This is a genomic window from Ruegeria sp. CG11, assembly GCF_056537245.1.
Map to the genome: position 1 here is coordinate 325342 of NZ_JBQFRE010000003.1, position 15435 is coordinate 340776.

The 15435-nt window shown below is 60.5% G+C and carries 12 protein-coding genes; 4 read left to right on the forward strand and 8 right to left on the reverse strand.

The genetic code is table 11. From position 1 onward, the window contains the following. The first annotated feature begins 21 nt into the window (after window positions 1–21). A complete protein-coding gene (gene mfd / locus ACR0KW_RS11000; protein ID WP_480805009.1) occupies window positions 22–3477 on the forward strand; it encodes a transcription-repair coupling factor in 3456 nt (1151 codons plus the stop codon). On the opposite strand, the gene ACR0KW_RS11005 is transcribed toward mfd, so the two are convergent. The 5 genes from ACR0KW_RS11005 to ACR0KW_RS11025 all read right to left on the reverse strand — a co-directional run bounded on the left by ACR0KW_RS11005 (window position 3474) and on the right by ACR0KW_RS11025 (window position 9324). Continuing rightward, a complete protein-coding gene (locus ACR0KW_RS11005) occupies window positions 3474–4148 on the reverse strand; it encodes an SH3 domain-containing protein (protein ID WP_480805010.1) in 675 nt (224 codons plus the stop codon). The two genes, mfd and ACR0KW_RS11005, sit on opposite strands and share 4 nt — an antisense overlap. Further along, the gene (locus ACR0KW_RS11010; RefSeq protein ID WP_480805011.1) at window positions 4145–5809 is read right to left on the reverse strand and encodes a tetratricopeptide repeat protein; all 1665 of its coding nucleotides are present in this window, start codon (window positions 5807–5809) and stop codon (window positions 4145–4147) included. The genes ACR0KW_RS11005 and ACR0KW_RS11010 overlap by 4 nt, the downstream gene beginning before the upstream one ends. A gap of 57 nt (window positions 5810–5866) precedes the next feature. Then, a complete protein-coding gene (locus ACR0KW_RS11015) occupies window positions 5867–7075 on the reverse strand; it encodes a multidrug effflux MFS transporter (protein WP_480805012.1) in 1209 nt (402 codons plus the stop codon). 75 nt (window positions 7076–7150) lie between these two features. Beyond that, a complete protein-coding gene (locus tag ACR0KW_RS11020; RefSeq protein ID WP_170325115.1) occupies window positions 7151–7810 on the reverse strand; it encodes a DsbA family oxidoreductase in 660 nt (219 codons plus the stop codon). Then, the gene (locus ACR0KW_RS11025; protein ID WP_480805013.1) at window positions 7807–9324 is read right to left on the reverse strand and encodes a class I adenylate-forming enzyme family protein; all 1518 of its coding nucleotides are present in this window, start codon (window positions 9322–9324) and stop codon (window positions 7807–7809) included. The genes ACR0KW_RS11020 and ACR0KW_RS11025 overlap by 4 nt, the downstream gene beginning before the upstream one ends. 65 nt (window positions 9325–9389) lie before the next feature. On the opposite strand from ACR0KW_RS11025, the gene ACR0KW_RS11030 reads away from it, so the two are divergent. Then, complete coding sequence (locus ACR0KW_RS11030; RefSeq protein ID WP_170399337.1) at window positions 9390–10013, forward strand: helix-turn-helix domain-containing protein; 624 nt, start codon at window positions 9390–9392, stop codon at window positions 10011–10013. Here the strand turns inward: ACR0KW_RS11030 and ACR0KW_RS11035 are convergent. Further along, window positions 10002–10238, reverse strand: a complete 237-nt coding sequence (locus ACR0KW_RS11035) for a hypothetical protein (protein WP_170325112.1) — start codon at window positions 10236–10238, stop codon at window positions 10002–10004. The genes ACR0KW_RS11030 and ACR0KW_RS11035 overlap by 12 nt on opposite strands. A gap of 540 nt (window positions 10239–10778) precedes the next feature. Then, window positions 10779–12593, reverse strand: coding sequence for an extracellular solute-binding protein (locus tag ACR0KW_RS11040; protein WP_480805014.1), 1815 nt, complete (start codon window positions 12591–12593; stop codon window positions 10779–10781). 293 nt (window positions 12594–12886) lie between these two features. On the opposite strand from ACR0KW_RS11040, the gene ACR0KW_RS11045 reads away from it, so the two are divergent. Both ACR0KW_RS11045 and ACR0KW_RS11050 read left to right on the forward strand, forming a co-directional pair. Next, window positions 12887–13660, forward strand: coding sequence for a 3-hydroxybutyrate dehydrogenase (locus ACR0KW_RS11045; protein ID WP_480805015.1), 774 nt, complete (start codon window positions 12887–12889; stop codon window positions 13658–13660). A gap of 12 nt (window positions 13661–13672) precedes the next feature. Further along, a complete protein-coding gene (locus tag ACR0KW_RS11050) occupies window positions 13673–14701 on the forward strand; it encodes a patatin-like phospholipase family protein (protein ID WP_480805070.1) in 1029 nt (342 codons plus the stop codon). Here ACR0KW_RS11050 and ACR0KW_RS11055 read toward each other — a convergent pair whose 3' ends face one another. After that, the gene (locus tag ACR0KW_RS11055) at window positions 14702–15379 is read right to left on the reverse strand and encodes a DUF502 domain-containing protein (RefSeq protein WP_480805016.1); all 678 of its coding nucleotides are present in this window, start codon (window positions 15377–15379) and stop codon (window positions 14702–14704) included. It lies immediately after the preceding gene. Between the last annotated feature and the right edge of the window lie 56 nt (window positions 15380–15435).

Here is a 15435-nt window from a genome sequence, read left to right on the forward strand (position 1 = left end):
AAAATTCGGAAAGGCTAGGCGATGACGGCTCCGAACCACGTAACTGTTGGCGGCGCCCCCGAGGGGTTTGACGCGCAGCTTGTCCTGAACGAGATTGCGCGTTCCGGCGGGCCGGTTTGCCACGTCGCCCGCGACGACAAGCGGATGGAGGCGATGCGCGCCGCGCTGGCCTTCTTTGCGCCGGATATGCCGGTCTTTGTTTTTCCGGGCTGGGATTGTCTGCCTTATGACCGGGTTTCGCCCAACGCGGATATCGCGGCGGCGCGGGTTGCGACCTTGGCGGCGCTGGTTCATCAGATGCCCGAGCGGTTCGTGCTGCTGACGACGCTGAACGCGGCGACCCAGCGGGTGCCGGCCCGTGACGTTCTGCGAGAGGCCGCGTTCACCGCGCGCGTCGATCACCGCGTTGATGAAACCGCGCTGCGGAACTTTCTGGTGCGGATGGGGTTCACGCAAAGCCCGACGGTGATGGAGCCCGGGGACTATGCCATTCGGGGCGGCATCATCGACATCTTCCCGCCCGGCGAATCCGGCCCCGTGCGTCTGGACCTGTTCGGCGACGTTCTGGACGGCGCGCGCCGCTTTGACCCCGTATCACAACGCACGACCGAGAAACTGGAGGTGGTAGAGCTGGCCCCGGTCTCCGAGGTTATTCTGGACGACGCCGCCATTACCCGTTTCCGCCAGAACTATCGCATTGAATTCGGCGCGGCAGGCACCGACGATCCGCTGTACGAGGCCGTCAGCGCGGGCCGCAAACATCAGGGGATCGAGCACTGGCTGCCATTCTTTCATGAGAAACTGGAAACCCTGTTCGACTATCTGCCGGATGCGACGATCACGGTGGACGATCAGGTCACACCCGCGCGGCTGGCGCGCTGGGATACGATTGCCGATCAGTATGAAACCCGGCGGCTGGCGCTGGAAAACCGTTCGCGTATGGACACGGTCTATAAACCAACGCCGCCCGGTTTGCTGTATCTGGACGATGCTGCGTGGGACCAGGCGGTGGGTGACCGGCGTGTGTTGCAGTTCAGCCCTCTACCACAGGCCAGTGGTCCCGGAGTGATCGATGCGGGCGGTCGGATCGGGCGCAACTTTGCGCCTGAGCGGCAGCAGGAAAGCATCAGTCTGTTTGGCGCGCTGGCCGGGCATATCACCGACAAGATGTCCAAGGGGCCGGTGCTGATTGCCTCCTATTCCGAAGGTGCGCGGGAACGCCTGACCGGGTTGATCGAAGACGAAGGTCTGGCCGAGGCCATCCCAGCCACTGACGGTACACGCGTTGGCAAGCGTGGGTTGCATCTGGCTGTCTGGGCGCTGGAACACGGGTTTGAAACGCCCGGCCTGACCGTGATTGCCGAACAGGACGTGTTGGGCGACCGCCTGATCCGCCAGCCCAAGAAACGCCGCAAGGCCGAGAATTTCCTGACCGAGACGCAATCCCTGTCTCCCGGTGATCTGGTGGTGCATGTGGACCACGGCATCGGGCGTTACATGGGGATGGAGGTCGTCACCGCCGCCGGTGCCGCCCATGAATGTCTGCTGCTGGAGTACGCCGAGCAGGCAAAGCTCTATCTGCCGGTCGAGAACATCGAGCTGCTGTCGAAATACGGTCACGACGAAGGGCTGCTGGACCGTCTGGGCGGCGGTGCATGGCAGGCCAAGAAGGCCAAGCTGAAAGAACGCATCCGCGAGATGGCGGATAAGCTGATCCGCATCGCGGCCGAACGCGCCTTGCGCAAAGCTCCGGTCATGGACCCGCCGCCCCACGCGTGGGAGGAGTTCAGCGCGCGCTTTCCGTATCAGGAAACAGACGATCAGTTGCGGGCCATTTCGGAGGTCATGGAGGACATGCACTCTGGCGCACCGATGGATCGTCTGATCTGCGGCGATGTGGGTTTTGGCAAGACCGAAGTGGCGATGCGCGCGGCCTTTGTCGCGGCCATGTCCGGTGTGCAGGTCGCTGTCGTTGCGCCGACCACGCTGTTGGCCCGGCAGCACGCGGCGTCGTTCAAGGACCGCTTCCGGGGCTTCCCGCTGGAGGTTCGGCAGCTGTCGCGCTTTGTTTCCGCCAAAGAGGCGCAGCAAACCCGCGACGGGCTGGCGCGCGGCACGGTGGATATCGTGATCGGCACTCACGCTCTGCTGGCCAAAGGGATACGGTTCAACAATCTGGGCCTGCTGATCATCGACGAGGAGCAGCATTTCGGCGTTGGCCACAAAGAACGCCTGAAGCAACTGCGCTCGGATATCCATGTCCTGACCCTCACGGCGACGCCGATCCCGCGGACGCTGCAACTGTCGCTGACTGGTGTGCGCGACCTGTCGATCATCGGCACGCCGCCCATCGACCGACTGGCCATCCGCACCTATGTCAGCGAGTTCGACACGGTCACGATCCGCGAGGCGCTGCTGCGTGAACATTACCGCGGCGGGCAGAGTTTCTATGTGGTCCCGCGCATCTCGGACCTGCCCGAGATCGAGGAGTTTCTGAAGGAACAACTGCCGGAATTGACCTATGTGGTGGCGCACGGGCAGATGGCAGCGGGCGAACTCGACGACCGAATGAACGCCTTCTACGACGGCAAATACGACGTGCTGCTGGCCACGACGATTGTGGAAAGCGGACTGGACATTCCCACCGCGAACACGATGGTCGTGCACCGGGCGGACATGTTCGGCCTTGCGCAGCTCTATCAAATTCGCGGTCGGGTGGGGCGGTCGAAAACCCGCGCTTACGCCTACCTGACCACCAAGCCGCGCCAGAAACTGACCGCCACGGCCGAAAAACGCCTGCGCGTTCTGGGCTCGTTGGACACGCTGGGGGCCGGGTTCACACTGGCCTCGCAGGATTTGGACATCCGTGGTGCCGGTAATCTTCTGGGCGAGGAACAGTCGGGCCAGATGCGCGACGTGGGCTATGAGCTTTACCAGTCGATGCTGGAAGAGGCGATTGCCAAGATCAAGGCCGGTGAGATGGAGGGTCTGTCGGACGCAGATGATCAATGGGCGCCGCAGATCAATCTGGGCGTACCGGTTCTGATCCCGGAGGACTACGTGCCCGATCTGGATGTGCGTCTGGGCCTTTACCGCCGCTTGTCTTCGCTTTCGACCAAGGTCGAGCTTGAGGGCTTTGCCGCCGAACTGATCGACCGTTTCGGCTCCCTGCCGAAAGAGGTGAACACGCTGATGCTGGTCGTCCGCATCAAGGCCATGTGCAAACGTGCCGGCATTGCCAAGCTGGACGGCGGGCCGAAAGGCGCGACGATCCAGTTCCACAATGACAAGTTTGCCTCGCCTCAGGGACTGGTCGAATTCATTCAGAACCAGCGCGGGCTGGCCAAGGTCAAGGACAACAAGATAGTTGTGCGCCGCGATTGGAAGAAGGACAGCGACAAGATCAAAGGGGCCTTTGCCATCGCACGTGATCTGGCGGAAAAGGTCGTGGCCGAGAAGAAAAAGGCCAAGGCCTAATCTCCGCTGACGAAGGTACACAGCTGCCATTCGCCCGCGTCCGATTTCACGAACGCGGCGCGGTGGCCTGTCATGGGCCACAGGTAATCGCTGTGCATGTAACCTTGCGTTCCGTCGGTTAGCAGCACCTGTTGATATTCAGCGCCGTCCTGAAAATCGCGGATGATCGCTATCTCGTGGCTGATAAGACCCAGGGACGGCGCGTTGCGATCGGCCGACTGGCGCAAGGTCACATCCGATCCGGTGACATAGTAAGCCATGAATGGGTCCAGCGTGACGGGCAGGGTGATCTGCCACTGGTGCGGCATCCAGAATTCGCCCTCATCATCGAAATAACCGGGTTGGGAGAGGGTGCTTTCTAGATCGGACCAATACGTCTCACGCAGGGTGTCCGCGTCTTTGCGGTACTCCTCTGACAGGGTTTCCGGGTCGAGGATTAGATTGGCGCGCAACTCGTCCGGGCCGCCGTTTCCGCCGTGGCTCAGGTAGATGTCCGGGCAGGCCATGGCGACCACCGCCTCAGTATCGCGCGCGGCCACTTTGGCCAAAAGCGCATCGCGAAACGCCATCAGCGAGGGGTCCTGCGCGGCCTGATCGACCGGAGGAAAGGACTGCCGATCCGCAAGTGCGGGCCCGCAGAGCAGGGCGGCCAACAACAGGGCGTATCTCATTCGGCAGCCCTCATCGCTGCTTGGGCGCAAAAACACGAAGCCCCCACGGCGCGATCAGCCCGGGCCAGCGCCAGATCGAGCCGTTGTTTGATCTGTACGATCTCAACGGTTTCACCACGCGCTTTCAGGCAGTCATGCAGACCCTTGAGGCTCCAGACATTGTCCGGATGGATCGAGGCGCGGCTGAGCGTGCCGCCCAGTCCCAGATCCTCGCGATAGACTGCCTCGGCCTCTTCCGTGTGCCCCTGTTCGAACAGCAATGCCCCCAGCGCGTGGCGGGTGGGCTGCATCCAGCCCCACGGCTCGTCATAGGGCAGCGTGTCATCCAGCTCGACCGAGCGGCGCAGATGGGCATAGGCGATCTCATAGTTGCCTTTGCGGTATTCGATTTCACCACGCAGCATTTCCCGGGCAACTTCCAGCAAATCGACAACCCGGTTGTTGTGCAGCAGACGGGTCTCGGGGACGCAGGCCTTGGCGGAGAGGAACAGTTGCTCCTCGGCCTCGGCCTCGGCCACCTGATCCGTGGCGGCATGGGCGATGGCACGGGCATAATGGGTTGTCGCGGTCAGCGTGCGATAGAGGTCAGGGTCTGAGGGCAGCTCCAACGCCTTGGCCTCTTCCCACCGGCCAAAGCGGACCAGGATATGCGGACCCATCGACATGTAGCTTTCGAAGTAATCCGCCATCGGAGGGCTTTCGATGCGCAGCATGTCTTCGGGCGTGGTATCCCACATGCCCTGATTTGCGCGCAGGGCTGGTTCCATCTGGCCCAGAAACAGCGCGCCGTAGATGACAAAGTGATAATCGTGCTGGCGGTAGCCGGTATAGATGTTGAACGCGCCTTCACGCTCATAGTATTTCAGATCGGCCTCGATGGCCTTTTCGTTCCAGTAGACGACGTTGTGGTAGTGCCCGCACAGCACGTCGATATGGGTGGGCATATGAACCAGATGGCCTGCGTCAGGCACCAGCGTGCGCAACACATCGCCGGCCTTGAGCGCCTTTTCGGGGGTCGGCGACATCTCCATCAGATGCACATAGAGGTGCAGCAGACCCGGATGAGACATGGCAGCAGGCTCGCCGGCCATCGCGTCTTCCAGCGCCTTCTGCGCCTCAAGTGTGGCGGCGCCTTCGGCGGGTTGACCGGTGCTCAGGTCCCACATCTGCCAAGGGGTCAGGTTCAGCAACGCCTCGACATAGATGGTGCGCAGGTCCAGGTGATCGGGCTGTTCGGCAAAGGCCGCGCGCATGGCATCGGCGAAATCGTGATCCCAGCGGTGCATGTCCTCAATCGGGTCTCGTTGCGGATATCGGGCGGGCAGTGCGCGGATCAGGGCCTGTTCGACTGGCGTGCAGTTGTCCAGCAAAGCCATCGCCTGTTGCGCGGCATCATAGGCCTGCGCCAGAGCCTTTTGCTGCCCGCGTGCGTCACGCAAATCCCACGGCAGGTTGTAGTTCGGACCGGCCGCATAGGCGATCCCCCAATAAGCCATGGCGCAGGTCGGGTCATGTTCCACTGCGCGCTGGAAGCAGACAACGGCTTCTTCGTGGTTATAGCCGTAGGTCCAAACCAAACCCCGGTTGAACCAGAGCTGCGCCTCGGGCGAGGATGTGCTGACCGGACAGGAATAAGAACCCAGATCGTAATCGTAACGCATTGAAAACCTCCCCACGGATCAAGGGAAGGTTAGCGGAATTCGCATTGTCTGCACAGGTCAAGCGGGCAGTCTGTCTTCGATCCGGCCCATATGTAGCATCAGGCCAAAGCCGGTCACGCTCATGACCAGAATACCGGTGGTCAGCGGCGTCAGCGAGCCATCGAACAACAACCCGATGGGGGCCGCGATGGCTGCGGCCAGAACGGTCGAGACCGCACCGATCACCGAGGCTGCCATGCCGGCGATATGGCCCATCGGCTCCATCGCGATCGCGTTCAGGTTGCCCATCGTCATGCCCGCCATGAAAAAGATTGAGGTCTGCCAGAACACGAACACCGCAAAGGACAGGTTCGGCGACAGGGGCATCGCGTTCAGGCTGATGACGCCCATGGTGATGACGATCTGCACGCCCAATGCCCAGGTCACCAGCCGCCGCATTCCCACTCGGATCACCAGCGCCGCGTTCAGCAGGCTGGCGGACCCTGACATCAGGGCCACGAAACCGAACCAGAAGGGAAAGCTGTCGGCGCTGTCGTGGATCACGTCATAGACAGGTTGCACCATGGTCAGCGTGGTGAACAGCATGCCCAGACAGAGGGTCTGCACGAAAATCGAAACCCGCACGGTGGGATGCGCAAACATCTCGCGCGCCGAAGAGGCCATCAGGGGCAGGCGCAATGGTCTGCGGTTCTCGCGCTTCAGCGATTCCGGCAGGCGCAGACCCATCCAGACCACGGTGATCAACGAGAACAGCATGAACGACACAAAGATGCCGCGCCATCCTGTCAGGGCGATCATCCCGGCCCCCAGTATAGGGGCCACCGCAGGCACCAGTGTAAAGATCATCATGGCGATGGAAACGATCCGCGCCATTTCCCGGCCCGAATACAGGTCCCGGATGATCGCCATGGCCACAACGCGCGGCGCGGCACAGCCGACGCCCTGCGCGACCCGCGCAATCAGAAGCAGCTCCAGCGAAGAACTGGCCCAGGCGATGGCAGCGGACACGATGTACAAAGCCGAGCCGACATAGATCACTGGCTTACGTCCAAATGCGTCGGACAGAGGCCCCATGAAGAACGTGCCAACCCCCATGCCCAGTACGAAAGAGGTCAGGATCAGCTGCGCCCGGTTGATGTCATCGGGGCTGAGCTGTTCGCCGATCTCGGGCAGGGCTGGCAGCATCGAGTCGATGGAAAACGCAATCGTCGCAAACATCATTGCGACAAGTGCGATGAACTCACCTTTTGACATGCGATTGGTCATTGCGCCCTCCTGACCTGATCGCGCTATCACGACATGTCAGGCGGCGCTAGGCATCAATGCGCACAGACCCCTGTGCTAATTTGCAGGGGAGGCCTCAAGTTGAGACATGATCTCGCCGATCACTTTTTCCCACATTTCAGGCGGTTGCGCGCCGGGAACAGCGTGTTGATTTGCGACAATGAAGGTTGGCACCGAATTGACGCCCATCTGACGCGAATGGCTATCCCGATTGCGAATATCTTCACGATCCGCGTCCGATTTCAGAAGTTTCAGCACAACGGCAGCGTCCATGCCGACAGCGTCGGCGATGTCGGCCAGAACCTCGTGGTCGCCGATATCGCGGGCCTGCACGAAATAGGCGTCGAACAGAGCGTCCACGACCTCGTTCTGCTTGCCCTCGATCCCGGCCCAGTGGATCAGGCGGTGAGCGTCCAGCGTGTTGGGGGTGCGTTTCATGCCTTCGAAATCGATGTTCAACCCGGCTTTCTCGGCGTGTTCAACCACGGGGGCATAGGCCTGTACGGCACCGTCCTTGCCACCAAACTTGCGTTCAAGATATTCTCGCCGATCCATACCTTCGTCCGGCATGTCGGGGTTCAGCTGAAACGGGTGCCATTCGATCACCATCGGATGATCCGGAAGCGCGGCCAGCGCCTTGTCCAGATGGGTTTTGCCGATATAGCACCATGGGCAGATCGGGTCGGACATGATGTCGAGTTTGACGGTCTGGGTCATGGTGTGGTCGCCTTGAAATAGGCCGGCAGCGCCCGGCGCAGGAGTTTGCCGTTCCCGCCGGTCGGCAGTTCAGGCAGGTGGATGAACGCGCGCGGTTGTTTGTACCGCGCCAGATTTGCCTCCACATAGGTTTGCAGGGCACCGTCGTCCAGCTTTTCCGGCCCGGTATAGAAGGCAGCTATAACAAATGTGTCCTGTTTGACCTCAACCGCCGCTGCGCCGACCTGTGTGATGCCGGGGAATTTGGACAGGGCAGCTTCGACCTCGACCGGTGAAACGCGATAGCCGCCCGCATTCATCATGTCATCGTCGCGACCCAGATAGGTGATCTGCCCGTCAACGGCCATGGCGCCCTGATCGCCGGTCAGGAACCAATCGCCCTGCATCCGCGCCTCGGCCTCGTCCGGGGCGTTCAGGTATGTCAGCATCAGGCCGGGGTCCGAGCGGTGAATGGCGATGGTGCCCTCTTGCCCCTGCGGCACGGGGCCATCCGGCCCAAGGATCGCCACCCGGCGGCCTGGTTGCGGCTGTCCCAGCGACTCGCCCCGCGCCGGATGGGCCGGGCTGGATGAGATGAAGGTCGAGCATTCGGACATGCCGTAGGCTTCGTAGAGTTCGGTTTCCGTCACCTCGGTCCATTGCGCATGCAGGTGCCGCGACAGTTTCTCGCCGGCGCAGAGGCCGTGGCGGAGCGTGGGCAGGTGCATGTCCTCCGACGTTTTCAGCAGTTTGCGAAACACGCCGGGGGCCGCCGCAAAGATTGTCGCGCGGTTCTTCTTCAGCAAGGCGGGCAGGACGTCCGGATCGGTTCCCGGTTCAGGGATCAGGGCGGTCGCACCAATGGTCCACGGGTCCATCAACCCGGTGCCCAGCGTATAGGTCCAGTTGAACGCGCCCGCATGGCACAGGCGATCCGTATCCCGCAGCCCGTACCAGCCATCTACCATCATCTGACGCGCCCAGATCGCGCGATGCGCATGGGCCACCGCGCGCGGCTTGCCGGACGTGCCCGAGGTATAGACGACATAGGCCAGCCGCTCGGGGTCGCCCATCTGAAACTCGGCCGGGGGCAGGGTGCGCATTGCTGTCAGCTCGGACAACGTGATCTGCAGTGGGTGCGGTGCGCAGGCGACGGCCGGATCCCGTAGAATGGCGGCCGGTTGCAGATCCGCAATCATGCGTTCGGTTTCCGGTTCGGTCAGTTGTGAGGATGTCGGGACAGGCACGATTCCCGCAGCAATCGCTCCAAGATAGGCTATGGGGAAATCAACTGTGTTCCCCAACCGCATCAGCGCAATGTCGCCCGGTTTCAGCCCTGCACGCAGCAGACCTGTGGCGGTGCCCATGATGGCGGATTTGAGTGCACGATAGGTCCAGTCCTCAGCGCCGTCGGCCCGCAGAACCGACAACGCAATCTTCTCCGGATCATCATCCGTTCGGTGCAGCACATGAGCGGCCAGATTGAAGGGCGCAGGGCAGGCCGGAGGTGGCCCCTGATCAAAAACAGACAGCATGGCAACTGGCTACCTTGGTGCTTGGCGCGTTGCAAGCGGGACGGGCTGGGCCTATAGAGTTGAACATGAGCACCAATGAACAACCTTCCCTGATCCGCATTGCGCGGGACTCGGGTAACCATGCCGAGCTTGAACCGCTTGATCTGGGCGCACGCGTGCGCCAATTGCGCAAAGCGCGGAACTGGACGCTGGAACAGGCGGCCACGCAGGCGGGGCTTGCACGTTCGACCCTCAGCAAGATCGAAAACGGGCAAATGTCGCCCACCTATGACGCGCTGAAAAAGCTGGCGATCGGGTTGGAGATTTCTGTGCCGCAGTTGTTCACGCCGCCGCAACGCGATCAGGTGATCGGGCGCATGGCGGTGACGCGGATGGGCGAAGGGGCCGCACATCCTACCGCGACATATGAACATGAACTTCTGGCTGAAAACCTGACGAAAAAGCAGATGCTGCCCTATCGCGCCCGTGTGCGCGCGCGCTCAATGGATGAATTTGACGGCTGGGTGCGCCACGATGGCGAAGAATTCCTGTATGTGCTGACGGGGGTCGTCCAGCTTTATACCGAGTTCTACGAACCCGTCGAAATGCGTCGGGGGGACAGCGCTTATTACGACGGCAGCATGGGGCACAACGTGATTTCGGTCAGTGACGAGGATGCGATGATCCTCTGGGTCACGTCACTTGCTTAAAGACCGGCTGAACTCGCGGTTCAGGCCTTCGGTGAACAGAAAATCCTCAAGCTCTTCGTGTGCTTCATTCACGGTCAGGTGGTGGCGTTCGGCCAGATACGCTTCGAACCCTTTGCGGTCTTTGCTCAGCCGCACCTTGTCCTGATCGCGCAGGTTCGGAAAACGCCGTTTTGCGCGGGAATACATAGCGTCCCAGTCTTGCGTCAGGTCAGTCCAGTTCAACATTGTCAGCTTTCCGTAATTCGGGTTTCACGGCTGCTCGGCCCTCATAATCAGGGTACGGACGGCATAGGGGTCCGCGCGAATGACAAAATGTCGCACCTTGTTTGGGGTTACGTAGCGTCAAAGAGGCCCGTCACGCTGATCGCGCGACGGGCCTACGGACCTGAGGTGTGAGTGAGTGGAGGCCGGTCCGCAAAACTCAGGTAGGACGCGTCGAAAGATCAGCTATCTAACGAATTTATCAGTATTAATCTGATCAAACGGTGCGTCTAAATACAGATAGGCTATATCGTCGAGGGGCGATCCGTAAAGCCCCTTGTGGTTATTTTTCCGACTTTCGCTGGAAATGGGTGTTTTCACTGTATGTGGCGAAAGTCATATTATGTCTGCACTATATATGGTTGTAATTTGCGCGTGTGCCAAAATCCGCCGAAGGGTGCGACCATTTGGCATGGCATTTCATCCCGTTTAAACCTGCGGGTGAAGGACATCTTCGTGTCGAAGGTCCTGAGGCGTATTGCGCTGGTGATTAGCCCAAAATGGTCATTCTTCGTACCACCAAACCTGCGGCATATACTCCGGCCCATCACCGTAGATCGGCACGGTTTTGGGCTGCTTCAGTTCTTTGGCATGGGCAATGCGCCCGACGTCGAAATTCCAGATCGGAATGACATAGCGCCCGGCGGTCAGAACCCGGTCCAGCGCGCGGGTGGCGGCTACGAAGTCTTCGTGGCTTTCCGAGGCCAGCATCGCATCGATCAGCCCGTCCACAGCCGGTGAGGCAACCCCCATGAGGTTGCGCGTGCCCGGTGTGTCGGCATTTTCGCCCCCCCAGTACAGGCGCTGTTCATTGCCCGGCGACAGGGACAGAGCACGGCGGAAGAAGGTCATGTCGAAATCCTGTTCAGCTGTGCGACCAGTGAATTGGGCGCTGTCCACCTGTTCGACGGTGACCTGAATGCCCAGCCGTTCCAGCGCTCGGGTATAGATCTCAATCGCCGTCTGGCTTTCGGTGTCCCCCTGTTGCAGCAGGACGGTGATCGAGAAGTCTTCGCCGTTCTGATTGCGAAGGACACCGTCCTGAACAGTCCAGCCTGCCTCGGACAGCAGTTTATTGGCCTTGCGGATATTGGTGCGGTTGCGGACCGAGCCGTCGCCGACGGGCAACGCGTAGCCCTCCAGCGCTCCTGGTGGCAGGTCGGCGGCGTAGGGCTGTAGCAACTCGGCAACGCGGCCGGTGGCGGGCCCGGGCTGCATACCCAGATCCGAGCCCGAGAAATACGAGGTGATCCGGGGCTGTGCACCGCCGGTGATCGTGTCGTTGATGTATTCGAAGTTGAACGCCAGCAGCAGCGCCTCACGCACGCGCCAGTCGTCGAAGGGGGCTTTGCGCGTGTTCATCACGAACCCGGTCATGCCCGAAGGTTTGCCGTGCGGGATCTCGGTCTTGACGACATCGCCGCGTTGCACGGCAGGGAAGGTGTACTGAGTATCCCATTTGTCGGCGTTGAATTCGCGCACAGCGGTCAGTTCGCCAGCCTTGAACGCCTCGAACAGGACAGTGCCGTCGCCGTAGAACTCGATCCGCATCTCATCGAGGTTCATGGTGCCGCGACGAAACGGGATATCGGCGCCCCAGTAGTCGCGGTTCCGCCGCAGGGTCACATAGCGTCCAGCCTCGTAGTCATCGACCACATAAGGCCCCGATCCGAGAGGAATATCGTGCAGTGACGCGTTGGCGAAATCTTTCCCTTCCCATTGTGCTTTTTGCAGGATCGGGCGGAGGCCGGCGATCAGGGCCAGTTCCCGGTCCGGTTCGTTGAAGGTGATCCGCACCGTGCGTGGGCCGGTCTGTTCTATGCTGTCGATCTTGCCCCACAGCCCGCGATAGCGAAGGTGCCCCTCGGTGCCCAACGTCTGATACGACCAGATGACATCGTCCACGGTGACCGGGCTGCCATCCGAAAACCGGGCGTTTTCGCGCAGGGTGAATTCGACCCAAGAACGGTCCGGCGCAGTCTCAACTGATTCGGCTAACAACCCGTAAAGAGTGAAAGGTTCGTCCCAGGACCGCCCCATCAGGCTTTCGTGCGTCCAGAAGCGCAGCTGCCAGGGTGCGGTGCCTTTCTGCACGAAGGGGTTCAGGCTGTTAAAGCCGCCGGTATTTCCGAAAACAACTTTGCCGCCTTTCGGCGCCTCTGGGTTGGCGTAGGGCAGAGACACAAAATCCGGTGGTAGGGCGGGGTCTCCGTACATAGTTATGCCATGAGCCGATTCTGCATGGGCAATTGTGGCGGCAAAAACAGTTGCGATTCCCGCAATCACTGGACGAACGGGGCGTAGAAAATCGGGGCGCATTTTGGAAACAATCCTGCTCTGGCCTTATTTTGTTGGGATTCACCGTACCGATGATTTTTCTTATTTTCAAACTTTTAGCTTGGACGAAGGCGGGGAATTGCGTATAAAGGATGCACTGCTCGATAGGTTTCTTGCCTGTATGAAACCTGCCTCAATAACTTAACGCCCGCTTCGTGCGGGCGTTTTTTTTGGGCAATTTTCCCGGTGACTTCTGAACCCGGATGTTTCCCCGTTTTCTTTGCAGATGCAGCATGGCACTGTGCGCACAAAGCGGATTTTGAGGGAGAGAACCCATGGACCTTTCGGGAAAAACAGCGATCATCACGGGGTCGAATTCGGGGATCGGTTTGGGCGTCGCGCGCGAGTTGGCGAAGGCCGGGGCCGATGTGGTTCTGAACTCGTTCACCGACCGGGATGAGGATCACGCGCTGGCGGCAGAGATTTCACAAGAGACCGGCACCAAGGCGCGCTATATCAAGGCGGACATGTCCGTTGGCGGTGAATGCCGTGCGCTGATCGAAAAGGCAGGGGCTTGCGACATCCTGGTGAACAACGCGGGCATACAGCACGTCGCACCGATTGATCAATTCCCGGTCGACAAGTGGGACGCGATCATCGCGATCAACATGAACTCGGCCTATCACACCATGGCGGCGGCGCTGCCGATGATGCGTGCGGCCGGTTGGGGGCGGATCGTGAATATCGCCTCGGCCCATGGCTTGACAGCGTCGCCCTACAAGGCGGCCTATATCGCGGCCAAGCATGGCGTCGTCGGGATGACCAAGACCGTGGCACTGGAAACCGCGCAAGAGCCGATCACCTGCAACGCGATCTGCCCGGGCTATGTTTTGACTCCGTTGGTCGAGGCGCAGATTCCGAACACGATGAAGGAATACAACATGAGCCGCGAGGACGTAGTGAAAAACGTCCTGCTGGAGCGTCAACCCTCGAAGGAGTTTGCGACGGTTGAACAGCTGGGCGGCACCACGGTGTTCCTGTGCTCGGACGCGGCGGCGCAAATTACGGGTACGACGATTTCGGTGGATGGTGGTTGGACGGCTCTTTGATTCAGGAGGCCCATCGTGAAACGGATCAATCTGGCCTTGCAGGGTGGTGGCGCTCATGGCGCGTTCACTTGGGGTGTTCTCGACCGGCTGCTGGATGAGGAAGATATCGAGGTTGCGGCGATCACCGGGACCTCGGCCGGGGCGCTGAACGGGGCGGCCTTCAAATCCGGTATGGTCCGGGATGGGCGTGACGGCGCGCGCGCCAATCTGAATGGGCTGTGGGAGCGGATGGGCGCGGTCGGTGACATGCGCCTTGCCAACTGGATGCAGGCCATCGAGCCCGCGCAGATTGCGCAGGCGATGGAGTATTCCTTGCCGTTTTCCGTTGGGGACGCCTGGTCGCGACTGGTGTCACCTTATGCTTATGGTCCGTTTTACCGCAACCCGCTGGAGCCGGTGGTAGACCGGTTCAACTTTGATGAGATATGCGCTGACGAAGGCCCGCGTTTGCATGTCTGCGCCACCTGTGTGCGCAGCGGCAAGATCCGGGTGTTCACCGGGGATGAGATTTCGACGGATGCCATTCTGGCCTCGGCCTGCTTGCCGACCCTGTTTCAGGCGGTCGAGATTTTTGATCCCAAATCGGGCCGGACAGAGGCCTATTGGGATGGCGGTTATACCGGTAACCCGGCGCTGTATCCGCTGTTCAACAACGATCTGCCTGATGACGTGGTGATCGTGAACATCAACCCGCTGGAACGCGACGAGGTGCCGAAAACGCCGCAGCAAATCCAGAATCGGATCAACGAGATCAGCTTTAACTCCTCCCTGTTCCGCGAGCTGCGCGCGATCAGTTTCGTTCAGCGTCTGCTGGCTGAAGGGAAACTGAAGGCGGGTGAGATGAGCCGCGTTCTGGTTCACATGATCGCGGATGACGAGCTGATGAACGATCTGTCTGTGGCGACAAAGACGGTACCGAACCCGGTGATCCTGCATAAATTGAAAGACGCCGGGCGCGCGGCGGCTCATCGATTTATCTATGATCACAAAGCCGATCTGGGCGAGCGCAGCACCGTCAATCTGCCCGAGATGTTCGGCTGATTATTCCGGCGGCTGCGTCGGGTCTTTGTCGTTCGGATAGACAAGCCCGGCAGAAATCACCAACTTCGCGGCCTCTTCGATCGACATGTCCAGCAGGATCACATCTTCTTCTGGGAAGAACAGCAGAAAGCCCGAGGTCGGGTTGGGTGTGGTCGGGACGAAGATGCTGAGTAGTTCTCCGCCGGTTTCAGCGCGATCGCTGACCTCACCCTTGGCGGTGGTCGAGACGAACCCAATCGCCCAGATGCCGCGGCGCGGATACTGGATCAGGCAGGCCTTTTCGAACGACCTTTCTGTCTGCGCAAATACCGTTTCCGAAATTTGCTTGATCCCGGAATAGACCGACCGGACCACGGGCATTCTGTCGACGAGGCTTTCCGCGAAGTGGATCAGTGAACGGCCGAGGATACCCTTGGCAATCCAGCCGACTAGGACAGTGAAGATCAGGAAGATGACCACACCGACGCCGCGCAGGTTGACGCCCACGTACTCTTCGGGCTGGAACTGCTGGGGGATTAGCGGCAAGACTGCGCTGTCGACCCATCCCACCACGGACCAGATCAGCCAGACAGTCAGCCATACAGGTGCAATGACGACAATGCCCGTCAGAAAAGACGCGCGCAGCCGGGAAAACAGGCCCGGTCGGCGGTGAGGTTCTTCGTCAAAGGGCGTGTTCATTGCAGTCCTGAGTGGTTCGCCGAATTAGTTAAGCAGTCCGGGGCCTTGGTACAATA